The sequence below is a fragment of the Ideonella sp. BN130291 genome (assembly GCF_036231905.1).
In the GTDB taxonomy this organism is placed as follows: domain Bacteria; phylum Pseudomonadota; class Gammaproteobacteria; order Burkholderiales; family Burkholderiaceae_C; genus CAMLIZ01.
In genome coordinates this window covers 68,406-95,200 of the sequence record NZ_JAZARE010000001.1, presented here as the reverse complement: position 1 = coordinate 95,200, position 26,795 = coordinate 68,406, and the positions used below count along the sequence as shown (strand labels likewise).

At 69.2% G+C, this 26,795-nt stretch carries 24 protein-coding genes; 19 read left to right on the top strand and 5 right to left on the bottom strand.

The annotated features are described in order from the left end of the window. Positions 1 to 223: 223 nt before the first annotated feature. The 5 genes from VPH43_RS00490 to VPH43_RS00470 all read left to right on the top strand — a co-directional run bounded on the left by VPH43_RS00490 (position 224) and on the right by VPH43_RS00470 (position 5,319). Positions 224 to 1,117 carry a substrate-binding domain-containing protein gene (locus tag VPH43_RS00490; protein WP_328575680.1) on the top strand — a complete coding sequence of 298 codons (894 nt, stop codon included), beginning with the start codon at positions 224 to 226 and terminating at the stop codon, positions 1,115 to 1,117. 24 nt (positions 1,118 to 1,141) lie between these two features. Beyond that, on the top strand, positions 1,142 to 3,547 hold the full coding sequence (locus tag VPH43_RS00485; RefSeq protein ID WP_328575679.1) for a hybrid sensor histidine kinase/response regulator: 2,406 nt from the start codon (positions 1,142 to 1,144) through the stop codon (positions 3,545 to 3,547). A 188-nt stretch (positions 3,548 to 3,735) separates the two neighbouring features. Further along, positions 3,736 to 4,425: a helix-turn-helix transcriptional regulator gene (locus VPH43_RS00480; protein ID WP_328575678.1), complete on the top strand. Its 690-nt coding sequence runs from the start codon at positions 3,736 to 3,738 to the stop codon at positions 4,423 to 4,425. A 76-nt stretch (positions 4,426 to 4,501) separates the two neighbouring features. Next, entirely contained in the window at positions 4,502 to 4,870 is a 369-nt protein-coding gene (locus tag VPH43_RS00475) for a VOC family protein (protein ID WP_328575677.1), read from the top strand. Continuing rightward, the gene (locus tag VPH43_RS00470) at positions 4,867 to 5,319 is read left to right on the top strand and encodes an EVE domain-containing protein (RefSeq protein WP_328575676.1); all 453 of its coding nucleotides are present in this window, start codon (positions 4,867 to 4,869) and stop codon (positions 5,317 to 5,319) included. The genes VPH43_RS00475 and VPH43_RS00470 overlap by 4 nt, the downstream gene beginning before the upstream one ends. 53 nt (positions 5,320 to 5,372) lie before the next feature. On the opposite strand, the gene VPH43_RS00465 is transcribed toward VPH43_RS00470, so the two are convergent. Beyond that, positions 5,373 to 5,789: a winged helix-turn-helix transcriptional regulator gene (locus VPH43_RS00465; protein WP_328575675.1), complete on the bottom strand. Its 417-nt coding sequence runs from the start codon at positions 5,787 to 5,789 to the stop codon at positions 5,373 to 5,375. A gap of 100 nt (positions 5,790 to 5,889) precedes the next feature. Between VPH43_RS00465 and VPH43_RS00460 the strand changes: the two genes are divergently transcribed. Further along, positions 5,890 to 6,648 carry an SDR family oxidoreductase gene (locus tag VPH43_RS00460; RefSeq protein ID WP_328575674.1) on the top strand — a complete coding sequence of 253 codons (759 nt, stop codon included), beginning with the start codon at positions 5,890 to 5,892 and terminating at the stop codon, positions 6,646 to 6,648. Between the two features lie 81 nt (positions 6,649 to 6,729). Here VPH43_RS00460 and VPH43_RS00455 read toward each other — a convergent pair whose 3' ends face one another. Next, a complete protein-coding gene (locus VPH43_RS00455; RefSeq protein WP_328575673.1) occupies positions 6,730 to 7,023 on the bottom strand; it encodes a hypothetical protein in 294 nt (97 codons plus the stop codon). 201 nt (positions 7,024 to 7,224) lie between these two features. Here VPH43_RS00455 and ligD point away from each other — a divergent pair, with 201 nt between their 5' ends. Continuing rightward, positions 7,225 to 8,451 (top strand): non-homologous end-joining DNA ligase, encoded by a 1,227-nt coding sequence (ligD, locus tag VPH43_RS00450; RefSeq protein WP_328575672.1) that lies wholly within the window; start codon positions 7,225 to 7,227, stop codon positions 8,449 to 8,451. A gap of 3 nt (positions 8,452 to 8,454) precedes the next feature. Here ligD and VPH43_RS00445 read toward each other — a convergent pair whose 3' ends face one another. Together VPH43_RS00445 and VPH43_RS00440 are read right to left on the bottom strand one after the other, a co-directional pair. Beyond that, positions 8,455 to 9,531 (bottom strand): ATP-dependent DNA ligase, encoded by a 1,077-nt coding sequence (locus tag VPH43_RS00445; protein WP_328575671.1) that lies wholly within the window; start codon positions 9,529 to 9,531, stop codon positions 8,455 to 8,457. Between the two features lie 14 nt (positions 9,532 to 9,545). Next, a complete protein-coding gene (locus VPH43_RS00440) occupies positions 9,546 to 10,877 on the bottom strand; it encodes a hemolysin family protein (RefSeq protein ID WP_328575670.1) in 1,332 nt (443 codons plus the stop codon). Between the two features lie 58 nt (positions 10,878 to 10,935). On the opposite strand from VPH43_RS00440, the gene VPH43_RS00435 reads away from it, so the two are divergent. The 10 genes from VPH43_RS00435 (at position 10,936) to VPH43_RS00390 (ending at position 23,950) form a co-directional block, all read left to right on the top strand. Then, positions 10,936 to 12,489, top strand: coding sequence for an ATP-dependent DNA ligase (locus VPH43_RS00435; protein WP_328575669.1), 1,554 nt, complete (start codon positions 10,936 to 10,938; stop codon positions 12,487 to 12,489). 183 nt (positions 12,490 to 12,672) lie between these two features. After that, entirely contained in the window at positions 12,673 to 12,942 is a 270-nt protein-coding gene (locus VPH43_RS00430; RefSeq protein WP_328575668.1) for a GlsB/YeaQ/YmgE family stress response membrane protein, read from the top strand. 177 nt (positions 12,943 to 13,119) lie between these two features. Continuing rightward, a complete protein-coding gene (locus tag VPH43_RS00425; RefSeq protein ID WP_328575667.1) occupies positions 13,120 to 13,536 on the top strand; it encodes a YjfI family protein in 417 nt (138 codons plus the stop codon). Positions 13,537 to 13,549: 13 nt separating this feature from the next. Next, entirely contained in the window at positions 13,550 to 14,263 is a 714-nt protein-coding gene (locus VPH43_RS00420) for a PspA/IM30 family protein (protein ID WP_328575666.1), read from the top strand. 2 nt (positions 14,264 to 14,265) lie between these two features. Continuing rightward, positions 14,266 to 14,616: a hypothetical protein gene (locus VPH43_RS00415; protein WP_328575665.1), complete on the top strand. Its 351-nt coding sequence runs from the start codon at positions 14,266 to 14,268 to the stop codon at positions 14,614 to 14,616. Between the two features lie 17 nt (positions 14,617 to 14,633). After that, positions 14,634 to 15,269: a ubiquinone biosynthesis protein gene (locus tag VPH43_RS00410; RefSeq protein ID WP_328575664.1), complete on the top strand. Its 636-nt coding sequence runs from the start codon at positions 14,634 to 14,636 to the stop codon at positions 15,267 to 15,269. 63 nt (positions 15,270 to 15,332) lie between these two features. Next, a complete protein-coding gene (locus VPH43_RS00405) occupies positions 15,333 to 17,468 on the top strand; it encodes a flotillin family protein (protein WP_328575663.1) in 2,136 nt (711 codons plus the stop codon). A gap of 23 nt (positions 17,469 to 17,491) precedes the next feature. Then, a complete protein-coding gene (locus tag VPH43_RS00400) occupies positions 17,492 to 18,040 on the top strand; it encodes a zf-TFIIB domain-containing protein (RefSeq protein ID WP_328575662.1) in 549 nt (182 codons plus the stop codon). A 25-nt stretch (positions 18,041 to 18,065) separates the two neighbouring features. Further along, entirely contained in the window at positions 18,066 to 23,261 is a 5,196-nt protein-coding gene (locus tag VPH43_RS00395; RefSeq protein ID WP_328575661.1) for a DNA repair ATPase, read from the top strand. Next, positions 23,258 to 23,950 carry a phospholipase D-like domain-containing protein gene (locus tag VPH43_RS00390; RefSeq protein WP_328575660.1) on the top strand — a complete coding sequence of 231 codons (693 nt, stop codon included), beginning with the start codon at positions 23,258 to 23,260 and terminating at the stop codon, positions 23,948 to 23,950. Before VPH43_RS00395 ends, VPH43_RS00390 begins: the two co-directional genes overlap by 4 nt. Before the next feature lie 39 nt (positions 23,951 to 23,989). Here the strand turns inward: VPH43_RS00390 and VPH43_RS00385 are convergent, their stop codons facing one another. Next, positions 23,990 to 24,880: a LysR substrate-binding domain-containing protein gene (locus VPH43_RS00385; RefSeq protein WP_328575659.1), complete on the bottom strand. Its 891-nt coding sequence runs from the start codon at positions 24,878 to 24,880 to the stop codon at positions 23,990 to 23,992. Positions 24,881 to 24,984: 104 nt separating this feature from the next. On the opposite strand from VPH43_RS00385, the gene VPH43_RS00380 reads away from it, so the two are divergent. Beyond that, positions 24,985 to 25,869 carry an N-acyl homoserine lactonase family protein gene (locus VPH43_RS00380; RefSeq protein ID WP_328575658.1) on the top strand — a complete coding sequence of 295 codons (885 nt, stop codon included), beginning with the start codon at positions 24,985 to 24,987 and terminating at the stop codon, positions 25,867 to 25,869. 92 nt (positions 25,870 to 25,961) lie between these two features. Next, positions 25,962 to 26,795, top strand: coding sequence for an alpha/beta fold hydrolase (locus tag VPH43_RS00375; protein WP_328575657.1), 834 nt, complete (start codon positions 25,962 to 25,964; stop codon positions 26,793 to 26,795).

Genomic DNA, 26,795 nt, shown 5'->3' with positions numbered 1-26,795 from the left:
CGTGCGGCGCCGGCTCTGGCACTCAGGGTCCGCCCGTTCGAAACCATGCAGCCGTATCGCTCCAGACGGTGAAAGGGGCCGCGCAGGTGTAACGTGCCTGCTGCTCATCCTCCAACGTGCGGGGCACTCACCTCCCCAAGCCACCTCCCCGGGACACGGTTTGCGTGCGCTCGCCGGCCCCGCGTGCAGCGGTGGGCCTTGCCCTGGATCTGGAGGATCTACGATGAAACGCAGACAACTGCTGGCGGGCGCCGGCCTTCAGGCCGGCGTGGTGGGTTGCGGGGCGCTGTCCCGCTTCGCTTGGGCCCAGCCGACCGATCGCCGTCAGGGCGCGCGCGAGCTGACGTTTGGCACGACGGCGGTGTTTCTCGACGACCAGGCGGGATTCCTGTCCCGCTGGAGTGCCTATCTCTCCGGGGCGGTCGGTGTTCCCGTGCGGTTCGTCCAGCGCCGTGCCTACCGCGACATCATGGGGTTGCTGCTGTCGCAGGAGGTGGACGCCGCATGGATCTGCGGCTACCCGTGGGTGGTGAACCAGTCGCACCTTCGCGGCCTGTCCATTCCCATCTACGAAGACCCGCCGTGGTATCGCTCCTACCTGATCGTGCCCGCATCCGACACCACAACCCGCCACGTGCGCGATCTGCGCGGACGCGTCTACGCGTTCTCGGACCCGGATTCCAACTCCGGGCACCTCGTTCCCCGTACGACCCTGATCCGCGACGGGCTCCATCCGGATCGCCACTTCTCGCGCAGTTTCTTCACGTGGGGCCACCGCAATGTGGTGAATGCGGTCGCCGAGGGCCTTGCGGACGGCGGGTCCGTAGACGGCTACGTCTGGGACACGCTGAAGTTGATCGTGCCCTCGCTGGTGCAGCAGACGCGGGTGGCGTGGCGCAGCGATCGCTACGGTTTTCCGCCCGTGGTGGTGCGCTCGGGCCTGTCGGCGGAAGGGGAGCGGCAGCTGCGCCAGGCACTGTTCGGGATGAGCGGCAACGAGGCCGGACGGGAATTGCTGGGCCAGCTCAACCTCAGCGGCTTCGGGCCTTTCCAGCCCCGGGCCTTCGATGGCATTGCGGAGCTGGTGGCGCTGAACGCCCGCGGCATTTCCCGGTAGCCTTGCGTTGGGCACCCAGCCGCCATGACCCGCCGCACCGCCCGCTTGTCGCCGCGCACGTGGAGCTTTCGCGTGCAGATCCCGGCGCTGATGATCGGCGCCTCGCTCGCCACCGCTGTGGCCATCTCGCTGGCAGTGGGGCTGTCGGCGCGGCAGTGGCTGCAGGAGGGTCTGCGCGACCATGCGTCCACCGAGGCGCAGTCCCTCGCCCGCAGCATCGCCGCTCATCTGGTGCGCGACGACGTCTGGGAGGCGTTCGGGGCGGTGAGCGCCGTGGCCCGGGACGAAGGCGGCAAGCATCGCGCCGACGTCGTGGTGCTCGGCCGCAACGGCCAGGTGTTCGTGTCCTCGGACCCGAGGCGTTTCCGGGTGCAGTCCCCGGTGGCCGCGCTCAACGAGCCCTTGCGCCAGGCCTCGGCGCTGGCGGGTCCGCCCGGCAGGCCAGTAGTGCGCGACGTGAGCATCGATTCCCGGTCGTACTCGGTGATTCGGCTGGCGCTGGTGTCGAGCGACCACGAGCCGATCGGCACGCTGCTGATGAGCTATCCGCATTCATTGCTCGCCACGCACTATGCGCAAACGCTGGCGACGGTGGCGACGATCAGCATTGGCTTCGTGGCGGCGTTGCTTCCCCTCAGCTGGTGGCTGGGGCGCCGCATGGCCGAACCGGTGGCCCGCGCGACGGAGGCGCTGTATCAGCTGGCGGAGGATGCGGCAGCCAAGTCCTCGTCGCTTGCGGATGCCACCTCGGCGGGGTCGCCCCGGGTGGCGGCCGCCCCTGCGCAGGCCGGTGAACTCGCGCGGCTGGAGCATTCGGTGATCGAGCTTCGGCGCCACCTGGAAGAGAAGGACGTGCTGCACGCGAAGTTCGCGGCCCTGAACGAGTCGCTGCGCGAACGGGACGCGCGCATCCGAAGGTTGGTCGATGCCAACATCATCGGCATCCGCATCGCCGATGCTGACGGCCGCATCACGGAGGCCAACGCTGCCTACCTCGACATGCTGGGATATTCCCACGAGGACGTGGCCGCCGGCCGGCTCAATACCAACGAACTCACGCCGCCGGAATACGGGGCGGCGGAAGCGCAGGCCCTGAAGGAGCTGGAAACGATCGGACGTTATCGTCCGTTCGAAAAGGAGTACGTCCGTCGCGATGGCAGCCGCGTTCCTGTGCTGGCGGGCGGCGCACTGCTGGATCCCGCGGTGCAGTCCACCGTCGGTTTTGCGCTGGACCTGACAGAGCGCCGGCAGGCCGAGGCGGAGCGCGAGGCGCGCCGCGCGGCCGAGTTGGCCAACCGGGCCAAGAGCCAGTTCCTGGCCACCATGAGCCATGAACTGCGCACCCCGCTCAACGGGATCCTCGGCTACGCGCAACTGCTCGGCATGGACAGCGCATTGAGCGAGCGGCAGTGTCGCGGCATCAACACGATCCGCGAGAGCGGCGAGCACCTGCTCTCCCTGATCAACGACATTCTGGACCTGTCGCGCATCGAGGCCGGCCGCATCGAGCTGTGTCCCACCCCCGTGGATCTTGTTGCGCTGCTTCGCTCGGTGGTGGAAATCGTGCGAGTCAAGGCGGACCAGAAGGACCTGATCGTCGCCTTCGACGTGGCTGCCGATCTGCCTGCCATGGTGCTCGTGGATCTGCGGCGCCTGCGCCAGGTGCTGCTGAACCTCCTGGGCAACGCGGTGAAGTTCACGGACAGCGGCACGGTTTCGCTGGTCGCGCGCAGCGAAGGTGGCACAGAGGACGGCTTCTCGCTGCTGCACATCGACGTCAGCGACACCGGCGTGGGCATCAAACCGGAGGATGTTCCCGCCATCTTCAAGCCCTTTGAGCAAGTGGGCGATGTCCGGCGGCGCGAAGCGGGCACCGGGCTGGGCTTGACGATCACCCGCGCGCTGGTCCGCGCGATGGGTGGGGACATCCGGGTGACCAGCGAGCTGGGCCGCGGCAGCCGGTTCTCGGTCACCCTGCGCCTGCAACATGCAGACCCGATCGCGCCGCGGGCTGCGGAGCGCAACGGCGCTGCGCGGTATGAAGGGCGGCGCCGCCGCGTGCTGATCGTTGACGACGTGGCCCAGAACCGGTCATTGCTGTCGGACTTTCTGGCCATTGCCGGTTTCGAAAGCCTGAGCGCAGAGGACGGACAGCAGGGCATCGAGAAGGCGCGCACCTTCCGCCCGGACCTCGTGGTGATGGACAGCGTCATGCCGGTGATGTCGGGGCTGGAGGCCACGCGGCGGCTGCGACAGGATCCGGCGTTCAACGGCCTGCCCATCATCGCTGTCTCGGCCAATGTCAGCGAAGATCACCGTCGGAAATGCCTTGCGGCGGGCGCTGACCTGTACCTGAGCAAGCCGGTGCGGCTGCCCGAACTGGCCTCGGCCATCGGGCAGTTGCTGCACCTGGACCTGCAGTGGCAATGACGCCCTGGCCACCATGGCCGGTGGCGCCGGCCATTGGCCGACAATCGAAGGCCCCACAGCCTGCGGCAGGGCGATTCCTTCGGCCATGAAACGTTCCACCCATCCTCAGATCGCCCCGCCACCACGGATCGAACAGCCTGCCGCATGGACCAGCCTCCTGCCGCTTGGCATCAGGAAGGCCTGACGCGATGGCACGCTCGGGCCGGCTGCTGGAGCTGATGCAGGCGCTGCGCCGCCACCGCCAGCCGGTGAGTGGCGCGGACCTCGCGGCCGAGCTGGGCATCTCCCTGCGCACGCTCTACCGCGACATCGCCACCCTGCAGTCGCATGGTGCGCACATCGACGGCGCACCCGGCCTGGGTTATGTGCTGCGGCCCGGTTTCACCTTGCCGCCATTGATGTTCACCAGCGAGGAGATCGAGGCGCTGGTGCTGGGCACGCGCTGGGTGGCTGACCGGGGCGACGCCCACCTGGCCGCTGCGGCGCAGGACGCTCTGGCAAAGATCGCCGCCGTGCTGCCCGGCGAGCTGCGGCATGACCTCGAAGGCTCGTCACTGCTCGTCGGCCCGGGTGCGCGCATCGGACCCGATGGCGAGGCGATGTCGGCGCTGCGCCGCGCCATCCGGGGCGAGCGCAAGATGGCCATCGGCTACCGCGACAAGGGCGGCCAGTGCAGCGAGCGCACGGTGTGGCCGTTTGCCCTCGGCTTTTTCGACCGCTGCCAGGTGCTGGTGGCCTGGTGCGAGCTGCGGCAGTCGGTGCGCCACTTCCGCACCGACCGGATCGAGCGGGTGCAGCCGCTGGACGAGCGCTATCCGCAGCGGCGCCAGGCGCTGCTGAAGCGCTGGCAGGCGGAACAAGGCATTCCGGCGCGGTAAAGCAGCCTGCACGCTGCTGACAGGAACTGACACGGTCGGCTCCTAAGCTCTCTTCCATCGCAACGGAGAGACCTTCATGACCGACCCGAACTTCATCCTTCTGTACGTGAGCAACGCCACCGAGAGCGCCGCGTTCTACCAGCGCCTGCTCGGCCGTGCGCCGGTGGAAGCCTCACCCACCTTCGCGATGTTTGCGCTCGAGTCCGGCGTGATGCTCGGGCTGTGGGGGCGCGACGGCGTGCTGCCGGCGGCCACGCCGGTGGGCGGCAGCGAACTCGCCTTTGCGGTGGCTGATGACACACAGGTGCTGACGCGCCACCAGGCCTGGACGGCGCTGGGCCTGCCCACCCTGCAGGCGCCCACGCGCCTGGACTTCGGCTTCACCTTCGTGGCTGCCGACCCCGACGGCCATCGCCTGCGCGTGTTTGCCCCGGGGGCGCAATGAGCGCGCCGCGCTGCTGGATCGCGGTGGCCAGTGCCGAGCATGTGCGGCGCGGGCGTGCCGAGGGTTTCATGCAGGTGTGCCACGGCAAGTGCGCGCCGCTGAAGCGCGTGCAGCCGGGCGACCGCGTGGCGTACTACTCGCCCAGCGAGCGCTTCCGCGGCACCGATCGGCTGCAGGCCTTCACCGCGGCCGGCATCGTGCAACCGGGTGAGCCGTATGCCTTCGACATGGGCGAGGGTTTCATGCCCTTCCGGCGCAACGTGCAGTGGTTCAGCCAGCGCGTCGCACCGATCGCGCCCCTGCTGCCGCGGTTGGCCTTTGCCGCCGGCCCCGGCTCCTGGGGCTACAAGCTGCGGTTCGGCTTGTTCGATGTCAGCGCCGAGGACATGGACCTGATCTTCGAGGCGACAGCCTCAGCGCCACCGGCCCAGCTTCGCTTCGCTGCTTGACCGGCCTTCGGCCGTGCTGGGCCGCTGGCACCGAAAGCGCCTTGTGCAGCGGATCAACGCCCTGGCACCCGGGAAGCCGGCCGCAGGCGCCGGCCGTCGCGCACCCGCACCACCCCAGGCGGCAACCCGGCCGGTGCATCCGTGGGCGCGGGCGGGCGCAGCCGGTTGCCCCATTCGGACAGCGCGTGCACCGCGGCGTTGAGGCCAGCCCCCTCAGGTGTCAACGCGTACTCCACATGCACCACCTGTGCATCGTGCACCGTGCGTTGCACGATGCCGTCGGCTTCCAACTGCCGGAGGTGTTCGAACAGCACTTTTTCGGTGATGCCAGCCACGCGCCGCTTCAGCTCGCCAAAGCGAAGCGGGCGCTCGTGGAGTTCCCAGATGAGGGTGGGTTTCCACTTGCCCTTGATGACCTCGAGGGCCCGCCCGAGTCCGCACACCGGGGCTTCTTGCGCTGCTTGTTCCATGGGGTCCTGTGGGGAGGGGAAAGGGATGCTTACCTCGGCGTAAGCACTTGAGGCAGCCGGTGGCGCTGAGCATCATGCCTGCTCCAACCGGAGTACCTGAATGACGAAACACTGTGCAGGAAAGAACGCCGTCGTGATCGGTGGCACCCACGGCATGGGCCGGGCGACGGCCGAGAAGTTGATCGAGGCCGGCGCGCGTGTGCTGCTGACGGGGCGCGATGCCCGCAACGTCGACAAGGCACGGGCCGAGCTCGGCCCGCGCGCCACCGTGTTGCAGTCCAACGTGGCCGAGGTGCACGAGATCGACGCACTGGCACATGCGCTGCGCGAAACGATGGCGCCGGTTCATGCGCTGTTCGTGTTCGCGGCGATCGCCGAGTTCCAGCCCTTCGGCGAGGTGAGCGAAGGCAGCTACGACCGCCACTTCGCGATCAACACCAAGGGCGCGTTCTTCACGGTGCAGCGGCTCGCGCCGTGCATCGCCGACGAGGGGTCGATCACGCTGACCACCGTGACGCCTGCGAACGCGATGCCGGGGATGTCGGTCTACCTGGGCACCAAGGCGGCCGTGGGCGCATTCGTGCGTGGGTTCGCGGTCGAGCTGCTGCCACGGCGCATCCGCGTGAACGCACTCGCACCGGGCTTCATCGACACGCCCACGCTCGGGTTGGCCGGCCTCACGCCCGGGCAGCGGGCCGAAGTGGCGGCGATCGGCGACGCGGTCACGCCGATGCAGCGGCACGGCACGATGGAGGAGGTGGCACGTGCGGCGCTGTTCCTCGGCTTCGACGCCACCTTCACCACGGGGGTGGAGCTGGCGGTGGACGGTGGGCTCTCCACCGTGGCCGGCCCGCGTTGAGACCGCGGCAGTGGCCGCGCCATACCCGCCACGTGAGGGCCGCTTGGCGTGTCTGCGGGCCGGCCCCGCGCGGGTGGTCGGTTACCAGCCGGTGGACTGCAGCACCACCATCGCGCCCTTGCCGGGCGCGGCCAGCAGCGACACGCTGGTGCTGTCGTTCACGCCCATGGTGAGGGTCGGCGCAAGCCGCCGCCCGAGCTGCTGGCGCACCACGCCGCGCAGGCCGAGCGCCAGGCCGGCCGACACCGAGGGGCCGGCGATGCCGTCGGTGGCCGAGGGCACATAGAGGCGGTGCGACACGCCGCCGTTGCGGCGGAAGTCACCGCCCGCCACCGGCTCGGCGCTGGCCGCGGCGCTGCAGACGACGAGCGACACGGCGAGGGCACGGAGGGGGAAGCAGGCAGGCACGTTGAAAGTTTCGGCGGACCGCTCATGCCGTTGAGCGGGGAAGTGCGCTGGCTTTGTACGAGCCGTGTCCAGACGTTTCGCCGCGTGCCGCCGTTCGTGACGCATCGCACGCCGCAGCGAGAGCGCCCGTTTCGGTGGCGGCAGGCCCGAATCCTGCCCACGGAAGGCATGGCCACCTTGAATGACGACACCCTGCTGCAGATCGGCGGCCGCGAGGTGCTCATCACGCACCCGGCCAAGCTGCTGATTCCCGAGGCCAAGGTCACCAAGCTCGACCTGGTGAACTACTACGTGGCGGTCGCGGAGGGCGCCTTGCGCGGTGCCGGTGGACGGCCGTGCGTGATGGTCCGCTACCCCGACGGCATCGGCGGCGAGTTCTTCTTCCAGAAACGGGCGCCGGCGAAGCGGCCCGATGGGGTGGAGGTGAGCACCATCCGCTTCCCGTCCGGCCGCAGCGCCGAAGAGGTGGTGCCGCGCCATCCGGCCGACCTGGCGTGGATGGCCAACCTGGCCTGCCTGGAGCTGCATCCGCACCCGGTGCGGGCGGACGACCTCGACCATCCCGACGAACTGCGGGTGGACCTGGACCCGGTGCCCGGCGTGGCCTGGCCGCAGATCCGGCAGGTGGCGCGCGTGGTGCGCGAAGTGCTGGCCGACGTGGGCCTCACCGGCTGGCCCAAGACCTCGGGCTCGCGCGGCATCCATGTGCTGGTGCGCATCCAGCGGCGCTGGACCTTCGACGAGGTGCGGCGTGCCGCCCTGGCCCTGGCCCGCGAGGTGGAGCGCCGGGCGCCGGAGCTCGCCACCAGCGCCTGGTGGAAGGAGGAGCGCCATGGGGTGTTCGTGGACTACAACCAGAACGCGAAGGACCGCACGGTGAGCTCGGCGTATTCAGTGCGCGCCAAGCCGGATGCGCGAGTCTCTGCGCCGGTGAGCTGGGAAGAGCTGGACGCCTGCGATCCGGCCGACTTCACGCTGTGGACCATGCCGCGGCGCTTCCAGGCGATCGGCGATCCGCATGCGGCCATCGATGCGCAGCCGCAGTCGCTGGAGCGGCTGCTGGAGCTCTCCGCGCGCCAGGAGGCGGAAGGCCAGGGCGATGCACCCTGGCCGCCCCACTACCGCAAGGCGGCCGGCGAACCCAAGCGCGCGGCGCCGTCCAAGGCCCGGCGCGATGTGCCCTTGATCGAGGTGGCACGCGCCGATCGTGAGGCCGAGGCTTCGGCGGCGGCGGAAGCCTGGAAGGCCCAGCATCCCAAGGCCGCGGCCCACCTGGAGCCGGCCGATGTGCTGATCGACCGCATGCGCGGCAGCTCGTCGCTGTGGTACCGGGTGCGCATCAACCTCACCCACGTGCCGCCGGCGTTGCGGCCCCGCAGCCCGAAGGCGCCGTAGGGCTCAAGCGCCGAACACCTTGGCCAGCTCGTAGGGCGTGGTCACTTCCAGCTGGTCGTAGCGGCAGTCCTCGGCCGGTTTATCGGGGCGCCAGCGCATGAACACCGTGGCGTGGCGGAAGCGGTTGCCCTGCAGGTGGTCGTAGCGCACCTCGCACACACGTTCAGGGCGCAGCGGCTGCCAGCTCAGGTCCTTGCCGCCGCTCCAGCGGCTTTGGGCGCCGGGCATGCGCTGCGCGTCTCCCGCCGAGGCGCCGCCCCAGTGGGCCCAGGGGTGCGACTCGGCCGCACCTTCGCGCAAGGGCGCGAGCTCCTGCAGCAGCTGCTGGCGCATCGCCATGGTGAAGGAGGACGCGACGCCCACGTGGTGCAGCACGCCGGCGTCGTCGTACAGGCCCAGCAGCAGCGAGCCCACCGCGTCGGTGCGGTCCTTGTACCAGCGGAAACCGGCCACCACGCAATCCGCGCTGCGCACATGCTTGATCTTCAGCATGGCGCGCTTGCCGGGCTGGTACACGGCCGATTCCAGCTTGGCCACCACGCCGTCCAGCCCGGCGCCTTCGAACTGCTGCAGCCAGCGTTCGGCCTCGGCCCGGTCGCGCGTCATGGGTGTCAGGTGCAGCGGCGGCCTGACACTGCCCAGCAGGCGCTCCAGGCGCGTGCGGCGTTCGCCCTGCGGCAGGGCGATGGTCGATTTGCCGCCCGCGGCCAGCAGGTCGAAAGCGACAAAGCGGGCGGGCGTCTCCTTGGCGAGCCTGGCAATGCGCGACGGGGCCGGGTGGATGCGCTGCTGCAGGGCGTCGAAGTCCAGCCCGCCGCGCGAGGCGACCACGATCTCGCCATCGAGGATGCAGCCCTTGGGCAGTGCATCGCGCAAGGCCGCTTCGAGCTCGGGGAAGTAGCGGTTCAGCGGCTTCAGGTCACGGCTTTGCAGCAGCGTCTGCTCGCCGGTGTTGAACACGATGGCACGAAAGCCGTCCCACTTGGGCTCGAACAGGAAGCCCGGTTCGGTGGGCAAGGCCTCGGCCACCTTGGCCAGCATGGGTTCGATGGGGGAGGAGGGCAGTGCAGTGGAGACCATGCGGCGATTTAACCTCAGGCGGCGGCCGGGGACGGCAGGCCGGTGGCCGCGGCGATCGGCGTCACCAGCACCTGGTCGATGCGGTAGGCGTCCACGTCCAGCACCTCGAAGCGGAAGCCGTGCCAGGTGGCGCAATCGGTGCGTCGGGGAATGCGCCGAAGCATCACCATCAAAAAGCCCGCCAGGGTGTCGTACTGGCCGCGCTGGGGCAGCTCGTCGGCATCGGCATCGATGGCGCGCAGCACGTCCACCATCGGCGTCAGCCCGTCCATCAGCCAGGAGCCGTCGTCGCGCCGCACGATCTGTTCCTCGTCGCCGGGCGACACCAGGCTGCCCATCACCGTGCTCATCACGTCGTTGAGCGTGATCACGCCCACGACGAGGCTGTATTCGTTGACGATGACGGCGAAGTCCTCATGCGCCTGCCGAAACTGCGTGAGCATCTCCGACAGCGTGAGGCGGTCGGGCACGATCAGCGCCTTGTGCAGCAGGCCCTTGGCCGCATCGCCACGCAAGGTGAGCGGCTCCTGCCGCAGCACACGGGCAAACAGGTCGGCCGCGTCCACATAGCCGGCCACCTGGTCGATCTGCTTGTCGCACACCAGGTAGGTGGAATGCGGCTCGGCCGCAATGCGGGTGCGGATGGCTTCTTCGTCCTCGTCCTGGAGGAAGTAGACGATCTGTTCGCGTGTGGTCATCGCACTTTCCACCGTGCGGGTCTCCAGCTCGAACACGTTCTCGATCACCTGCTGCTCGCGCGCCTGCAGCACGCCGGCTTCCGCACCAGCGGCGGTGAGGGCCAGGATGTCGGCCGACGTGATGCGGTCGTCGCGGCCCATCGGCAGCCGGAACAGCTTGAACAACCCATCGGCCAGGCCGTTGAACACCCACACCACCGGCCGCAGCAGCACCATCCACCAGCGCATGGGCGCCACCACGCCGATGGCCAGGCGCTCCGGGTCCACCATGCCCAGGCGTTTGGGAAACAGGTCGGCGAACAGCACGAACAGCGAGGTCACGGCCAGGAACGACAACAGGAAGCCGATGGTCGGCGCATGCGGCGCGCCCACCCGCTCCAGCAGCGGCACCAGCAGTGGCGCCAGCGTGCCTTCGCCGACGATGCCGCCCAGGATGGCGACCATGTTCTGCCCGATCTGCACCACGGTGAAGTAGTCGCCCGGCTGGCGCTGGATGTCGGCCACCCGGGCCGCGCGCAGGTCGCCGTCCTCGGCCATCTGGCGCAGGCGCAGGCGGCGCGCGGCCGCCATGGAGATCTCGGCGATGGAGAAGAAGGCGCTGCAGCCGATGAGCAGCGCAATGACGAGGAAGCTGCCGGTGAGTCCCATGCGGGCGAGTGTAGTGAGGGCTTGCGCAGGCTTTGGAACCAGCCATCACAATGCCGCCATGACGACCTTGCTTGCCACCCTGGTCGACGCCTCGCGGCGTGTGGCCGAGACCTCCGGCCGGCTCGCCAAGCGCGATGCCATCGCGGCCTGCCTGGCAGGCGCCCAGGCGCAGGAGGTGGACATCGCGGTCGCCTACCTGTCCGGTGAAACGCGGCAAGGCCGCATTGGCATCGGCTACGCCAGCCTGGCGGCGCAGCGCGGCGCCCCGGCGCAGGCCGCCACGCTGACGCTGAGCGATGTGGACAGCACGCTCCAGCGCATCGCCACCACCGGCGGCAAGGGCTCGGCCGCGGAGCGCAGCGCCTTGTTGCGCGCGCTGTTCGCGCGCGCCACGGCGGCGGAGCAGGATTTCCTGATCCGCCTGCTGGTGGGTGAGCTGCGCCAGGGTGCGCTGGAGGGCGTGATGATCGATGCCATCGCCGCGGCGGCCCACGTGCCCGCGCCCGAGGTGCGCCGAGCCGCGATGCTGCTGGCCGACCTGGGCCAGGTGGCCCGCGTGGCCATCACCGAGGGCTCGGCCGGGCTCGCACGGTTTGCGGTCGCGCTGCACCGGCCGGTGCAGCCCATGCTGGCGCAGCCGGCCGAGGACATGGCCGATGCGATGGCGCGGCTGGGCACCGCGGCCTTGGAGTGGAAGGTCGATGGGGCCCGGGTGCAGGTGCACAAGGCGGGCGAACGCATCACCGTGTACACCCGCAACCTCAATGACGTGACCGCGTCGGTGCCCGAGGTGGTGGAGGCGTTGCAGGGCCTGCCGGCACAGGAGCTCATCCTCGACGGCGAGGCGGTGGCGCTGGCCGCCGGCGGTGCGCCGCTGCCGTTCCAGGTGACGATGCGGCGCTTCGGCCGCAAGCTCGACGTGGCGCGCCTGCGCACCGAGCTGCCGCTGTCGGTGTTCTTCTTCGACTGCCTGCACCACGACGGCACGGCGCTGCTCGACCGCCCGGCGCGCGAGCGCTTCGATGCGCTCACGCAGGCGCTGCCGGCCTCGCTGGTGATCCCCCGCATGATCACCGGCGACCTGGCCGCCGCGGAAACCTTCTATGCCGACGCCCTGGCGCGCGGTCATGAAGGCGTGATGGCCAAGGCGCTGGACGCGCCCTACGAAGCGGGCGGCCGCGGCGCCAGCTGGCTGAAGGTCAAGCGGGTGCACACGCTGGACCTGGTGGTGCTGGCGGCCGAATGGGGCAATGGTCGCCGCAAGGGCTGGCTGTCCAACCTGCACCTGGGCGCGCGCGATCCGGCCGGCGGCTGGGTGATGCTGGGCAAGACCTTCAAGGGCATGACCGACGCGCTGCTCGAATGGCAGACCCACGAGCTGCTGGCGCGCGAGGAAAGCCGCAGCGCCTACACCGTGCACGTGCGGCCCGAGCTGGTGGTGGAGATCGCGTTCAACGACCTGCAGGCCAGCCCCCAGTACCCCGGCGGCCTGGCCTTGCGCTTCGCCCGCGTCAAGGGCTATCGGCCGGACAAGCGGGTCGAAGAGGCCGACACCATCACCACCGTGCGGGCCCTGTACGAGGCGCAGCTGGCGCGCGGGGCGGGCGAATAACGGCATGGTGGCGCTGCGTGGCACCAGCGCCACGTCAGGCGCCCCCCACACGAGGTCGGGGGCCGCGCCGACTGCAAACACCCGCCGGCAGGCGCATCCTTCAGCTCATCGGCATTGGCGCTGGAAGAACTCGAACCCAAGCCAGCCCGGCCGCCCTCGTTAGCAACCTTTGAAGGAGTGACCATGAACCTGATTATTTGGCTTGTTGTCGGTGGTTTGGTGGGCTGGGTGGCCAGCATGATCATGCGCACCGACGGCCAACAAGGCATCATCCTCAACGTGGTGGTCGGCATCATCGGCTCCATGCTCGGCGGCTGGCTGCTCGCACCGATGTTCGGCGCCGGCACGGTCAACAGCGGCGACTTCAGCCTGCCAGGCCTGCTCGTGTCCCTGCTGGGCGCGGTGATCCTGCTGGCGATCGTCAACCTCGTCCGCCGCGGACGAGTGCGGTAAGTCCTTCTGACCCACCTCGACGCACCGAGGGAAGAAGGCAGGCGGCCGGGGCAACCCGGCCGCTTTCTTTTGTGCGGCGCCATTGTGCGTATCCCCCTTTGGAGTGGTTGACATGTTATGTCGCCACTCCTATTCTTGCGTCCACTGGGAGCCGCAACGACACAAGGGAAGGGGGCCATGAAATCACTTCATGAACAGCTGGACGGCCTGGACGTGCTGATCGGCTCCGCCATGGGCGGGCTGTCGGTGAACCTGCAGCCGATTCCCGGTGACGTGCCGGTGCTGCAGGTGAGCATCGAGGGCCGTGAGGAACTGCCGATCTTCGTGACAGGCTCGGATTCGCAGCTGCTGTGCATGTGCTACCTCTGGTCCGACACCGAGCTGCTGCCTGCGCGGCGCACCGAGCTGCTGGAGACCATGCTCGACCTCAATCCCGCGGTGCCGCTGTCCTCGTTCGGCCGCATCGGCGACCGTTTCGTGCTTTTCGGCGCACTCAGCCGCGACGCCCGTGTGGACGACGTCGCCACCGAGGTGGCGGTGCTGAGCGACAACGCACTCGATGCGCTGGACGCCCTGTCCGAATTCCTCAAGTGAACGGAGGCCGAACATGTCAGTGATCCGCAAAATGATGACGCTGCTGCGCAGCAGCACCCGAGAGCTCGGTGAAAGCGTGGTGGATGCCAATGCCACCTCCATCTACGAGCAGGAGATCCTCGACGCCAAGGCCAGCATCCAGCAGGCGCGTGGCGACCTGGCCGGTGTGATGGCCAAGGAGATGCAGACCGCGCGGCGCATCGAGCAACTCAAGGCCGAGATTGCGCGATACGAGGGCCTGGCGGTGGCAGCGCTCAACAAGTCGCAGGAGGGCCTGGCGGAAGAGGTGGCGGCCCAGGTCAGCGCCATGGAGCTTGAGCTCACCGAACAGGCCAAGGCACACGCCACTTATGCGGTGCAGGTGGCCAAGCTGAAGGACCTGGTGAAGTCGGCGGAAGCCCGCATCCGCGAGCATGAACGCGCGGTCGCCATGGCCCGGACCACCGAGAGCGTGTACCGAGCGACCCGTTCGATTTCCGAGAGCCTGGGCAGCGGCGGCTCGCGGCTGGTGAATGCACGCGAGTCGCTGGAGCGCATCAAGCAGCGGCATGAGGACCTCGCCGACCGCATGAGCGCGGCCGAGCAACTGGACCATGAGTTCGGACACCAGGCGCTGGAGCGCAAGCTCGCGGCCGCCGGCATCGGCGACCACGCCGACCGCACCCGCGAGGTGATGGCGCGCATCCGGGCCCGCCAGCTCGCGGCACAGCCAAAGGCGATCGAATAGCCATGGTGCGCAGGCCGGCGCGCTGGGAGGGGTCGGACGAGGCGATACGCGCAGTCCAGGTCGCCTTCGATGTGGAAGAGGCGGTGCTTGAAGCCGTGCGCAGTGCGGCGTATGAAAACAACCTGTCGTCGTCCGACCAGATCCGCCGGCTGCTTGACCTGCCCACCGCCACCCGGCCCAAGCGGCCGCGGTTGACGGTGTCGCTGAGCAATGCCGACTACGAGCTGCTGGCGGCGCGTTATGGCGTGGCGCCTGACGAACGGCTGGCAATCAAGGAAAAGGTCACGGCGGACCTGATCCGTTTCGCCCAGGAATCACTGCACGGCAGACAATCCGCGGCCAAGAAACGCTGACCCGGCGAGGGAGGGGTATGGGAAATTTTGTCGACGCGGTCGTGGGCTATCCAACGGCTGTCTATACCGCCCTGCTCGGCGTGGTGCTGGTGTACTGGGTGCTGGCCATGCTGGGCATGGTGGACTTCGAAGCGGGCGGCATCGACCTCGACGTGGACGTGCATGCGGATGCCGCCGTGGCTGACCTCGGCACGCTGGCCAGCTACGCTGTTGCCTTCGGCCTCAATGGCGTGCCGTTCTCGGTGGTCATCAGCCTGCTGCTGCTGGTGTCGTGGACCTTCAGCTGCCTGTCCGGCATGTGGCTGCTGCCGCTGGTCCCCACCGCAGTGCTCAAGGCCGTGGCCGGCACGGCGGTGCTGCTGGGCAGCTTCGTGTTCTCGATTCCGGTGGTGGCTCGCGTCGTGCGGCCGCTGCGCGGCCTCTTCGTCACCCACGCCGCGCTGTCGAATGCCGCACTCGTGGGCCAGCCCTGCCTGGTGATCACCCAGAGCGTGGACGAGAAGGTCGGCCGCGCGGAAGTGGCGCAGCGTGGAGCGCCGATCAACATCCGTGTGTGGGCCAGCAGCCCCAACACCCTGGTGCGCGGCACGCCGGCCCGCATCGTCGACTACGACCCGGCCACCGGGCGCTACCAGATTGCGGCTGACGCCTGAACCGCGTGCGCCGGCCTTTGTTCACCGACTGACTGACCGATTGCATCTAGGAGGGGGAAGCCCATGGAGCCGATTTTCATCGCCGCGGGCGTGCTGGCCGTTTTCATACTCGGCCTGTTCGCGATGTTCGCCAAGTTCTATCGCAAGATAGAACAAGGCCATGCCTTGATCGTCAACACGCTGCGTGCGGAGCCCGAAGTCACCTTCACCGGCCGCATGGTCTATCCCATCATCCACAAGGCCGAGTTGATGGAGATCTCGGTCAAGACGATCGAGATCGACCGCTCCGGCCATGAAGGCCTGATCTGCAAGGACAACATCCGAGCCGACATCAAGGTGAAGTTCTTCGTGCGGGTGAACAAGACCGCCGAGGACGTGCTGAAGGTCGCCCAGGCCATCGGCTGCGAGCGCGCGTCCAACCAGGACACGCTGGAAGGCCTGTTCTCCGCCAAGTTCTCCGAAGCGCTGAAGACGGTGGGCAAGTCCATGGACTTCGTGGACCTGTACCAGGCGCGCGACCGCTTCCGCGACGAAATCGTGCGCCAGATCGGCGACGACCTGTCCGGCTACGTGCTGGAAGACGCGGCGATCGACTACCTGGAGCAGACGCCGCTGTCCAAGCTGGACACCAACAACATCCTCGATGCGCAGGGCATCAAGAAGATCACCGAGCTGACCGCCGGCGAGCATGTGCGCACCAACGAGCTGCGGCGCAACGAGGAAATGCAAATCAAGAAAAAGAACGTGGAGACGCAGGAGGCGCTGCTGGAGCTGGAGCGCCAGGAAGCCGACGCGCGCGCCCGCCAGGCCCGTGAAGTGGCCACCGTGAAGGCCCGCGAGGAAGCCGAAACCCAGAAGATCCAGGCCGAGGAGCGCGCCAAGTCCGAGCTCGCTCGCCTGCAGACCGAGCAACTGTTGTCGGTGCAGCAGGAAAACGCGCTGCGTGAGAAGGAGGTGGCCGAGAACAACCGTAAGCGCGCGGTCGCGATCGAGGAAGAGAAGGTCACCCGTGCGCGCGAACTGGAGATCGTGGATCGCGAGAAGGAAGTCACCCTGCAGCGCATCGACAAGGATCGTGCGGTGGAGGTGCAGCGCAAGGCGATCGCCGACGTGATCCGTGAGCGCATCGTGGTGGAGCGCACCGTCGCCGAGCAGGAAGAGGCCATCAAGGAGCTGCGCACCGTGGCCGAAGCCGACCGCACGCGCAAGTCCACGGTCATCATGGCCGAGGGCCAGGCCGAGGAGAAGCTGGTGCTGGAGGTCAAGGCGGCCGAAGCGCAGGAGCGCCGTGCGCGCCACAAGGCGAACGAGGAGTTGACCCTGGCCGACGCCCGCCTGAAAGTGGCCGAACGCGAGGCCGAAGCCAAGAAGCGCGAAGCCGAAGGCCTGGAGGCGATCAGCGCCGCGCCCGGTTTTGCCGAGGCCAAGGTGCAGAAGGCCTCGGCCGATGCCAAGCTGGCGGTCTTCGAGGCGGAGGCCGCCGGCAAGCAGAAGCTCGGGCTGGCCGACGTGCAGGTGAAGACGGCCGACGCCGAGGCCACGCTCAAGGCGGGCCAGGCCGAGGCGCAGGTCATCCAGGCACGCCTGGAAGCCGAAGCCGAAGGCAAGGAGAAGCTGGGCCTGGCGGATGTGCATGTGCGCGCGGCCGAAGCCGACACCATCGTCAAGGTCGGCGAAGCGGAAGCACGCAAGATCGAAGCGCGCTTCCAGGCCGAGGCCAAGGGCCTGCGCGAGAAGTTCGACGCGATGAAGGCGATGAGCAACGACACCCGCGAGCATGAGGAGTTCCGCATGCAGTTGGAGAAGTCGCACACCGAGACCATGAAGGGCATCGATGCCCAGACCTCCATCGCGCGTCAGCAGGCCGAGGTGCTGGGCACCGCGCTGGGCAACGCCAAGATCGACATCGTGGGCGGCCAGGGGGACTACTTCGACCGCTTCGTCAATGCACTTTCCATCGGCAAGGGCATCGACGGCGTCATCGCCAAGAGCAACACCCTGCAGGTGGGGCTGAAGGACCACCTCAAGGGTGAGCGCGACATGGTGAGCGACGTGCGCGACCTGATCGGCGCACTGGGTTCGTCGTCGGGCGAGTTGCAGCAGCTGACGCTGGCCGGCCTGGTAGCCAAGGTGGCCCGCGAGGGCAACGAGCAGCAGAAGGCCGCGCTGGACACGCTGATGCAAGGGCTTCGCAAGTAAGCCGCATCCAGGAGGAGGACCGAATGAGCAACATCAACCTGCGCTGCGATTGCCCGCAGCAGCCTGCGCTGGCCGTCGCCGAGCTCGCGCCCGGCCTGCCCGCCCACCATTGCCAGGCCTGTGCCGGCAGCCTGCTGAACCTGGACGCCTACCGCGAATGGCAGGCCAGCGCGCCGGCCGCGCCGGTGGCCGATCACAGCATGCCGCTGGCGCTGTTCGAAACCGCCTCGGCGCGTGCCTGCCCTTCCTGCGCGCGCCTGATGCAGCGGCACCGCTCGGGCACCGACCCGGACTTCCGCATCGACCGCTGCGTGGCCTGCCAGCTTGTGTGGTTCGACGCCGGCGAGTGGGAGGCGCTGGTGCGTGCCGGCCTGCGCGAGCGCCTGGTGGAGCTGCTGGCCGATGGCTGGCAGCGGCAACTGCAGCTCGACGAACTGCGCGCCGGCCGTGAAGGGGCACTGCGCAGCCGCCATGGCGAAGCCTGCATGAACGAGCTGGCCCGCATCCGGGCCTGGCTGGAGATGCAGCCGCATCGGGAAGAGCTGCTGGGCCTGCTCAGCGCCGGCTGGTAGCCGGACCACGGAGCCGGACGCTGGCATGGAAGAGACGCAACAAGCGCTGGAGGCAGCCGCGCAGACCGAGCGCATGGTGGCCGAAAGCGGCAGCTACGAGCTGCTCAAGCAGCGCCTGGCCCAGCAGGGCGCCGCACTGCAGCGCAAGGCCCAGGCGCTCAACGAAGCGCGCCTGGCGGAATTCGGCCGTTCGGAGCAGGCCCTGGTGCTGCGCACGCGGGCCCGCACCGACAACAACTGCGTGGCGCGCGACATCGTGCGCATCGGCGAGCAGCTGCTGTTCGGCTACAACGTCTTCATCGGCCTGCGCAAGGAAACCGCGGTGGCCGATGTCTTCGGCCTGTACCGGCTGGGCGGGGTGGGCGACGCGGATCTGCAGCCCGTGCCGCTGGCGGGCAGCTTCCTTGACGACCCGCGCTTCCAGTCCGACTTCCGCGAGCTCTACGCCTACTACAAGCAGGCCACGCTGAGCCAGCTGCGGGTGACGCAGGACAAGCTGCTGGCGGCGTTCCAGATCGGCCAGCAGGCGCATGACCTGCGGGTGTTCCGCTGGCACATCGAGCGCGATGGCAGCGTGCGCTACGTGGACAATCGCGGCGAGCGCGACATCGCGTTGCCGGCCAGCCACGATTTCGAGTGGACGCCCACCGGCCGCGAACACCACGTGGGCGGCCGCCATCCGCACGTCAACATCCTGGACACCGTGTTCGTGGAGACGGTGCACGGCGACCTCACGGTCAAGGTGGAGAACAACACCGAGACCGGCCTGGGCGTGTACAGCGAGCCGGTGGAGGATAGGAACCAGTCGCTGGCCGACGCGGAGATCGCCTACGCCAGGCTGGGGCTGCTGGTGCTGCTGAAGGTGCGGCCTTACCGTGAAACCGGCGTGCGCTACCTGGTCTTCAACACCCGCACGCAAAAGGTGGAGCGCATCGACGCCATCGGTGCGTCGTGCGTGCAGCTGCCGGAGGACCACGGCATCATCTTCCCGGGCGGGTGCTACCTGCAGTCCGGCGAATACAAGCTGTTCGACCTGCCGCCCGAGGTGTCGGCGGGGCTGCGTTTCAAGCGCATGCTGCGTTCGCCCAACGGCGAAGACGTGCTCTACGTGTTCTACCAGCCCGGCACCGGCTGTTATGCCCTGTTCACCTACAACCTGATCGACAAGACGCTGGCCGCGCCCATCCTGGCCAACGGCTACGCACGTTTCCCGGACGGCCGCATCCTGGTGTCCCAGCTGGACCGCGGGGAACCCGCACGGGTGCATCCCATGCAGCTGTGGCAAACGCCCTTTGCCAGCGAGGAACATGCCCGTGCGCAGCCGGCGGGCAGCGGCTTCTTCGGTCGCGTGGGCAATGCGGAGCTGGTGCGCGGCATCTCCGACCTGATCGGCATTGCGCGCGCCGTGAGCGAGCAGGTGCCCACGCGCAACGCCTACGAGGACCTGATCCGCCAGTGTGCGCGCGTGGCCGACCACCACTTCTGGCTTGATGACGACGAGGCCCACGGGCTGGCGGCCGAGCTGCGTGCCATCGGTGAGGCGGCGCGTGCCACCCTGGCCGAGTTCGAAAAGGTGGACAGCATCCGCCGCGATACGCAGCGCGCGCTCACGCAGGCGCAGGGCGAACAGAAGGCCCTGCTTGTCGACCTGGCCAGCAAGCTCTGGCGCAAGCCCGATGACTTCGTGGAGGCGCTGGGCCGTTTGCGGGAACGGCGCGGCCGGCTGCAGACACTCAAGGAGCTGCGGTATGCCGACGTACCGTCCATCGACGCGATGGACGCCGCGCTGCAGGCCGAGCAGCAGCGGGTGGGCGAACGCGCGCTGAACTTCCTGTCCGCGGACAACGCGTTTGCGGTGCAACGGCAGGAGCTCGACACGCTGGCAGCCCAGCTGCCGGAAGCCGCGACCAGCCCCGCGCTGGGCCGGGTACTGGAGACCCTGGATACGCAGGCGGCGGGGCTGGACCTGCTCACCGAACAGATCGGCAGCCTGCCGGGTGGGGACGCGGTGGCTCGCACCGCCATCATGGACCGCATCTCGGGCCTGTACGCCGACATCAACCGGCTGCGCGCCGATGCGCGCCAGCGCCGCAAGGCGCTGGGCGCCAGCGAGGCGGCGGCCGAGTTCGGTGCCCAGTTCAAGCTCTTCGGCCAGGCGGTGGAAAACGCGCTGGAGTTCGCCGACACACCGGAGAAGTGCGACGACGCGCTGACGCGGTTGCTGGCCCAGCTGGAAGAAATCGAGGGCCGGTTCGCCGAGCACGACACCTTCCTGGCGGACATCGCCACCCAGCGCGAAACCGTCTACGAGGCCCTCTCGGCGCGGCGCCAGGTGCTGCTGGACGCACGGCAGCGCCGGGCGCAGGCCCTGGGTGATGCAGCTGCCCGCATCCTCGACGGCGTGCCGCGCCGGGTGGCGCAGTTCAACGATGTGTCGCAGGTGCATGGCTACTTCGCCGCCGACGCGCTGGTGGGCAAGCTTAGGGCGCTGATCGCCGACCTGCGCGGCCTGGGTGCGGCAGTGGCGGCCGACGACCTCGACACCCGCCTCAAGACCTCGCGCGACCAGGCCCTGCGTGCCGTGCGGGACAAGCGTGAGCTGCTGGCCGAGGACGGCAGCACGCTGAAGTTCGGGCGCCATGCCTTCACGGTGAACCGCCAGCCGCTGGACCTGACCCTGGTGGCCCAGGACGGCGGCGTGGCGTTCCACCTCACCGGCACCGACTACTTCGCGCCGGTCTCCGACCCGCGCCTGGACGCGCTGGCGCGCTTCTGGGCACAACCGCTGGTGTCCGAAACCGCCGACCTCTCTCGCGCCGAGTACCTGGCGGGCCGCCTCCTGCGTGCGGTGCTCGACGGCGAGGCCGAGCTCGACTGGGCCGCGCTGTGTGCCCGTGTGGCCGAAGGCCCGCAGGCGCACGGCGTGCTGCTCGACTGGGTGCGGCGGTTTGCCGCGCCGCGCTATCAGGAGGGCTACCAGAAAGGCGTGCACGACGAAGACGCGCTGCGCCTGCTTGTGGCGCTGGTGCCCATGCAGCAGGCCGCCGGGCTGCTCGCCTGGGGGCCGGCGGCGCGAGCGCTGGCGCTGCTCTACTGGCAGCACGGCTGCCTGGTGGCCGCGCGCGATGCCTGGCTGCGCCGCGCGCGTGCTGCCTTGCAGATGGTGCAGCTGTTCGACAGCCGCGACGGCCTGCAACAGGTGCAGGCCGATGCGGCCGACGCGCTGGCCGCCTTCGCGCACCAGTTCGCGCCTGAACTCGCTGGTGGTCCAAGTGCCGACGAAGCGCCGGCGCGCATGGCCACGCTGGCCGCCGAAGCAGCGGCCTACCTGGTGCGCGAGCTGGCCGCCGAACGCGGGGGCGACCGCTGGGTGGTGTCGGGCGTCGGTGCGGACCTGGCCGAGCAGCTGCTGCGCGAGATCGAGCGCTGCGGCCGGCGCACCGACTGGCAGCGCGACATGGACGCGGCGTTGCCGGCCGAACGCTGGCGCCTGGCCCGCGGCTGGGTGCAGGCCTTTGCCCGCGTGCATGCGCCGCAGGCGCTTGCCTGGGCCGACGACGCGGCCACCGTGCTGGCGCTGGACGTGCCGCGCGAACGTGTGCACGCCACGCTGGACACGCAGGTCGAAGGCCTGCTCGGCGAACACGCCCGGGTGGCTGGCGGATGCATGGCGCTGAACCTCAACAACTTCTGGAGCCGCCACGCGCATCACCTGGCGCACGAGGTGCCGGGGTTCGAGGCGCTGCAGCAGCTGAAGGCGCAACTGCTGGCGCGCGAGAAGGCGCGGCTGCGGCTGGGCCAGTTCCAGGCCAAGCCGCTGTCCACCTTCGTGCGCAACCGCTTGATCGACGAGGTGTACCTGCCGCTGATCGGCGACAACCTGGCCAAGCAGATCGGCGCCGCGGGCGAGGGCGGGCGCACCGATCGCACCGGCCTGCTGCTGCTCATCTCCCCGCCGGGTTACGGCAAGACCACCTTGATGGAGTACGTGGCCGACCGCCTTGGCCTGATCTTCGTGCGCATCAACTGTCCTGCGTTGGGCCACGCCGTCACGGCCATCGATCCGGCCACCGCGCCCAACAGCGCAGCGCGCCAGGAGCTCGAGAAACTGAATCTCGGGCTCGCCATGGGCAACAACGTGATGCTGTACCTGGACGACATTCAGCACACGAACCCCGAGTTCCTGCAGAAGTTCATCGCGCTCGCCGACGGCACGCGCCGCATCGAAGGCGTGTGGAACGGCGAGCCCAGGAGCCATGACCTGCGCGGCAAGCGTTTTGCCGTGGTGATGGCGGGCAACCCGTACACCGAGTCCGGCGAGGTCTTCAAGATCCCCGACATGCTGGCCAACCGGGCCGACATCCACAACCTGGGCGATGTGCTGTCGGGCCGGGAGGACCTGTTCGCCTTGTCCTACATCGAGAACAGCCTCACCGCCAATCCGGTGCTGCTCCCGCTGGCCTCGCGCGAGCCCGGGGACGTGCACAAGCTGGTGCAGCTGGCCCAGGGGGCCGAGGTGCCGAGCACCGACTTCGTCCACGCCTACAGCGGCGTGGAACTGGAGGAACTCACCGCGCTGATGCAGCGCCTGTTCAAGGTGCGCGACCTGCTGCTGAAGGTGAACCTCGCGTACATCGACTCGGCCGCGCAGCAGGAGGCCTATCGCAGCGAGCCGCCGTTCAAGCTTCAGGGCAGCTACCGCAACATGAGCAAGCTGGCGGCCCGCATGACGCCCCTGATGCGCGACGACGAGATCGATGCGCTGCTGCGCGACCACTACCGCGGCGAGGCGCAGACGCTGACCACCGGCGCGGAGGAAAACCTGCTCAAGCTGGCCCAGCTGCTGGGGAGGCCCAGCGCGGAGGAGGCGGCCCGCTGGGGCGCCATCTGCGACGAGTTCGCGCGCCGGCGCAAGCTGGGCGGCGACGGAGCCGACGGCAGCACCCGCATCGCCGCCTCGCTGCTCGACGTGGCGCGTGCGGTGGACGAACTCAAGCCCAAGGAGACCGCCAACGAAGCGCAGCGCCTGGCCGAAGCGGTGCTGGAGATCGCGGTGACCTACCGCAAGATCCTCATGCCGCTGATCGCCGCCACCGAGCGCCGGCTGGACCTGGACCGGTCCATCCGTGATGAAGTGGAGCGTGTCGGCCGCCGCCTTGATGAACAGGCAGGCCGCGGCCGCCACAAGGAGCCGGCGAAAAAACCCGAGGGCGGGGCATGAGCCTGCCCGCCACGCTGCTGGCGCAGCTGGAAGCCAGCCTGCAGGACGAGCGGCTGAGCGACGAGGAGCGGCGCGACCTCACCCTGGCCCTGCGCGAGGCCGCGCCGCCCGAAGAAGGCCTGCGCCAGCTGCGCAACCGCGCCTTCGAGCTGATGCGCGCCCGCCTTGCTGACGGGGCACAGGCCGGCCTGCTGAAGTGGCTGGAAGGCGTGGTGCGCGCACTCGACGTGGGGCGTGCGCCGGTGGGCAGCGTGCGCAGCCTGGTGCACTTCAGCCCGGGCAACGGTTGCCTGAACGCAGTGATCGAGCAGCTGCGTGCGGTGCGGCACCAGGTGGACATCTGCGTCTTCACGCTGTCGGACGACCGCATCGCGCAGGAGGTGCTGGGTGCGCACGGCCGAGGCGTGGCCGTGCGCCTGATCACCGACAACGAAAAGGAGTTCGACGCCGGCAGCGACATCGAGCGCCTGCGCCGCGCGGGCGTGCCGGTGGTGGTGGACCGCACTGCCGCCCACATGCACCACAAGTTCGCGCTCTTCGACGCGACCTGGCTGCTCAACGGCAGCTACAACTGGACCCGCAGCGCCAGCCTGGTGAACGAGGAGAACCTCGTGCTGTGCAACGACCCGGCGCTGGTGCGTGCGTTCAGCGCGCAGTTCGATCGACTCTGGCAGGCGCTGCAAGCCTGATTCCTATTCGAGCACCGGCCGGCCGAATGAGCCTGCCTTTCAACAGCCCGGCCCCAGATGCGCCAGCACATGCGCCACGAAGCGCTGCAGCTTGGGTGATGGCCGCCGGTCCGGCAGATAGAGCAGGTGTGCGGGCCGCTCCGGTGGCGCATGGCGCGGCAGCACGCGCACCAGCCGCCCCGCGTCCAGGTCCGCCTGCAGCAGCAGTTCGGACTGCATCACGATGCCGGCGCCCGCCAGCGCGGCCTGGCGCAGCGCTTCGCCGTTGTTGATGGTGATGGCGCTCTTCAGCCGCACCACCTCCTCGCCTTTCGGGCCGATCAGGCGCCAGCGGTCCTTGTGCACCCAGTGGGCGAAGCCCAGGCATTCATGCCGCGACAGGTCGGCCGGGCGCCGGGGCACGCCGCGCTGGCGCAGATAGTCCGGCGCCGCGCACAGCAGCATGCGAAGCGGGCGCAGCGGCCGGGCCACCACGCCAGGGTCGCTGATCGCGCCGGAGCGCAGCGCCACATCGAAGCCCTCGTCCATCAGGTCGACCACACGGTCGTGCAGCATCAGCTCGACCTGCACGTCGGGGCATGCGGCGCGAAAGCTGGCGAGCAGGGGCGCCAGGCCGTGCGCGCCCAGTACCACGGGTGCGGTCACGCGCAAGGTGCCGCGCGGCGTGCTCTGCAGCTCGCTGCCGGCGGCCTCGGCGGCGTCGAAGTCGGCCAGCACGGTGCGGGCGCGCGCCAGGTAGAGCTGGCCCACGTCCGTCAGGCTCTGGCGCCGGGTGGTGCGGTGGAGCAGGCGTGCGCCCAGGCGGGCCTCGATGGCCTGGATGTGCTTGGCCACCATCGCGGGCGACATGCCCAGTTCCTTGGCCGCAGCCGCAAAACCGCCGGCCTCGGCGACACGCACGAACACGCTCATGCTGGTGAGGCGGTCCACAGGATTCCCTACTGTGAGTGGTGAATGAAAACACCTTAGCAGGCTTTATCCGCGAGCGAGCGCTGGGCACAGTGCGCGCACCGCATTGCCTTCAGGCCTCGCTCATGTTCGCCCAACACCTTCTCACTCTGCGGGCACTGGCATGCACGCTGCCGCTGCTGTTGTCGCTGGCCTCGCCCGCTGTGCGGGCCGCGGCGCCGGAACCGCCGCTGCGCCTGTACGTGCTGGATTGCGGGCATGCGGAGTTCACCGACTTCCGTGCTGGGTCGGACACCGGCGAGCTCGACGGCAAGCCGGCCACGCTGGCCGACCCGTGTTTCCTGGTGCGCCATCCGAAGGGCTGGCTGTTGTGGGATGCCGGCCTGCCGGAACGCCTGCCGTCCAGCGTGACCGGCGGTGTGGCGCACGAGGACACCTTGCGCCGGCTGGGCTTTCGCACCTGGGTGGAGCGGCCGCTGGTGCCGCAGTTGCAGGCGCTCGGTTTGACGCCCGGCGACATCACCCACCTGGCGTTTTCGCACCTGCATTTCGACCATGTGGGCAACGCCAACCTGTTCATGCGAGCGACCTGGATCCTCGATCGACGCGAGCTCGCCTGGGCACTGGCCAGCCCGGCCCATGTGAGCATGGACAAGGCGCTGATCAGCGGCCATCGAACAGCCCGCACGCTGATGATCGATGGGGACCACGACGTCTTCGGTGATGGCAGCGTGCGCATCCTCCACGCGCCCGGCCACACGCCGGGCAGCAGCGTGCTGCTGCTGCAGCTTCCCAAAGCGGGCGCCGTGCTGCTGTCGGGTGATCTGTACCTCAGCTTGGAAGGGCGGGCACACCGGCATGTGCCTGCGGTGAATGCGGATCGCGCCGACACGCTGGCGTCCATGCAGCGCGTGGAAGCGATCGCGCAGCGCCTGCAAGCCCGGGTCATTGTTCAGCACGACCCGGCTGAGTTCGACCGCCTGCCCAAGCCCCCGGCGTGGCTGGAGTAGCCGGCCGCAGGGCCGGCCTGGCCGTCCCGGGCTGAGCGGTGGGGGGCCCACCAGACGCGATACTGCGGGCTTTGCCTGCTGCCCTCTCGCTCATGACCGCCAACCCCAGCCCGATGCAACGCAAGACCGTCACCCTGGGCCACCGCGAGCGTGGCCTCACCGCGCAGGTGTGGGTGGGCGGAGAGGGCCCGCCGCTGGTGCTGCTGCATGGTGCGTGGGCCGGCGCGCGCGCCCACTGGTCGCCGGTGTGGGACGAGCTGGCGCGCACGCACACCGTGATCGCGCCCGAGCTGCCTGGGTTCTTTCCCGGCAGTGGCGAGAGCAAGAGCCGCTACGCCGAATACGCCGACTGGGTGTCGGAAGTGATCGACGTGGTGGTGGGCCGGCCGGCCACGGTGATCGGCAACTCGTTCGGCGCCTGCATCGCCTGGCATGTGGCGGCGCTCTACCCCGACCGTTGCCATGCGCTGGTGCTGGTGGACGGCGGGCCGCCACCGCCGCTGCCGGGCTGGATGCGCTGGCTGCTGGTGAACACGCCGCTGCATCGTGTGGCTGCAACGCAGGTGCGCGAGCGAGTGTTCCGCAGTGCACTGGCCACCGGGTTCAGTGACCCGGCGCGTGCGCCGATCGAAGTGCGGCGCTCTTTGCAGACGCCCGACCTCGACCTGGTGCAGCACCTGGTGCGGCTGTTCATTCGCAGCACCGCACTGGCCGCGCCGCCGCGCCAGCCGGCCCTCGTGCTCTGGGGCGCGCAGGACCGCCTGCCGCAGTCCGATGTGGTGGCGGGGCAGCGTGTGCATGAACAGTTGCCCGGGTCCGCGTTCACGGTGATCGACGACGCCGGCCACCTGCCGCAGCTGGAGCAGCCGGAGCGCTTTGTCCAGGCGCTGGCACCCTTTCTGCTGCGGCACGGCACCCCAGCCTAA

Excerpts from the sequence above, each read along its gene's own strand:
- VPH43_RS00375 (WP_328575657.1), top strand. The coding sequence starts at position 25,962 with ATGACCGCCAACCCCAGCCCGATGCAACGCAAGACCGTCACCCTGGGC.
- VPH43_RS00395 (WP_328575661.1), top strand. The coding sequence starts at position 18,066 with ATGGAAGAGACGCAACAAGCGCTGGAGGCAGCCGCGCAGACCGAGCGC.
- VPH43_RS00490 (WP_328575680.1), top strand. The coding sequence starts at position 224 with ATGAAACGCAGACAACTGCTGGCGGGCGCCGGCCTTCAGGCCGGCGTG.
- VPH43_RS00400 (WP_328575662.1), top strand. The coding sequence starts at position 17,492 with ATGAGCAACATCAACCTGCGCTGCGATTGCCCGCAGCAGCCTGCGCTG.
- VPH43_RS00465 (WP_328575675.1), bottom strand. The coding sequence starts at position 5,789 with ATGGAACAAGCAGCGCAAGAAGCCCCGGTGTGCGGACTCGGGCGGGCC.
- VPH43_RS00475 (WP_328575677.1), top strand. The coding sequence starts at position 4,502 with ATGACCGACCCGAACTTCATCCTTCTGTACGTGAGCAACGCCACCGAG.
- VPH43_RS00405 (WP_328575663.1), top strand. The coding sequence starts at position 15,333 with ATGGAGCCGATTTTCATCGCCGCGGGCGTGCTGGCCGTTTTCATACTC.
- VPH43_RS00460 (WP_328575674.1), top strand. The coding sequence starts at position 5,890 with ATGACGAAACACTGTGCAGGAAAGAACGCCGTCGTGATCGGTGGCACC.
- VPH43_RS00415 (WP_328575665.1), top strand. The coding sequence starts at position 14,266 with ATGGTGCGCAGGCCGGCGCGCTGGGAGGGGTCGGACGAGGCGATACGC.
- VPH43_RS00420 (WP_328575666.1), top strand. The coding sequence starts at position 13,550 with ATGTCAGTGATCCGCAAAATGATGACGCTGCTGCGCAGCAGCACCCGA.
- VPH43_RS00440 (WP_328575670.1), bottom strand. The coding sequence starts at position 10,877 with ATGGGACTCACCGGCAGCTTCCTCGTCATTGCGCTGCTCATCGGCTGC.
- VPH43_RS00425 (WP_328575667.1), top strand. The coding sequence starts at position 13,120 with ATGAAATCACTTCATGAACAGCTGGACGGCCTGGACGTGCTGATCGGC.
- VPH43_RS00435 (WP_328575669.1), top strand. The coding sequence starts at position 10,936 with ATGACGACCTTGCTTGCCACCCTGGTCGACGCCTCGCGGCGTGTGGCC.
- VPH43_RS00445 (WP_328575671.1), bottom strand. The coding sequence starts at position 9,531 with ATGGTCTCCACTGCACTGCCCTCCTCCCCCATCGAACCCATGCTGGCC.
- VPH43_RS00485 (WP_328575679.1), top strand. The coding sequence starts at position 1,142 with ATGACCCGCCGCACCGCCCGCTTGTCGCCGCGCACGTGGAGCTTTCGC.
- VPH43_RS00470 (WP_328575676.1), top strand. The coding sequence starts at position 4,867 with ATGAGCGCGCCGCGCTGCTGGATCGCGGTGGCCAGTGCCGAGCATGTG.
- VPH43_RS00380 (WP_328575658.1), top strand. The coding sequence starts at position 24,985 with ATGTTCGCCCAACACCTTCTCACTCTGCGGGCACTGGCATGCACGCTG.
- VPH43_RS00430 (WP_328575668.1), top strand. The coding sequence starts at position 12,673 with ATGAACCTGATTATTTGGCTTGTTGTCGGTGGTTTGGTGGGCTGGGTG.
- VPH43_RS00390 (WP_328575660.1), top strand. The coding sequence starts at position 23,258 with ATGAGCCTGCCCGCCACGCTGCTGGCGCAGCTGGAAGCCAGCCTGCAG.
- ligD (WP_328575672.1), top strand. The coding sequence starts at position 7,225 with ATGGCCACCTTGAATGACGACACCCTGCTGCAGATCGGCGGCCGCGAG.
- VPH43_RS00410 (WP_328575664.1), top strand. The coding sequence starts at position 14,634 with ATGGGAAATTTTGTCGACGCGGTCGTGGGCTATCCAACGGCTGTCTAT.
- VPH43_RS00480 (WP_328575678.1), top strand. The coding sequence starts at position 3,736 with ATGGCACGCTCGGGCCGGCTGCTGGAGCTGATGCAGGCGCTGCGCCGC.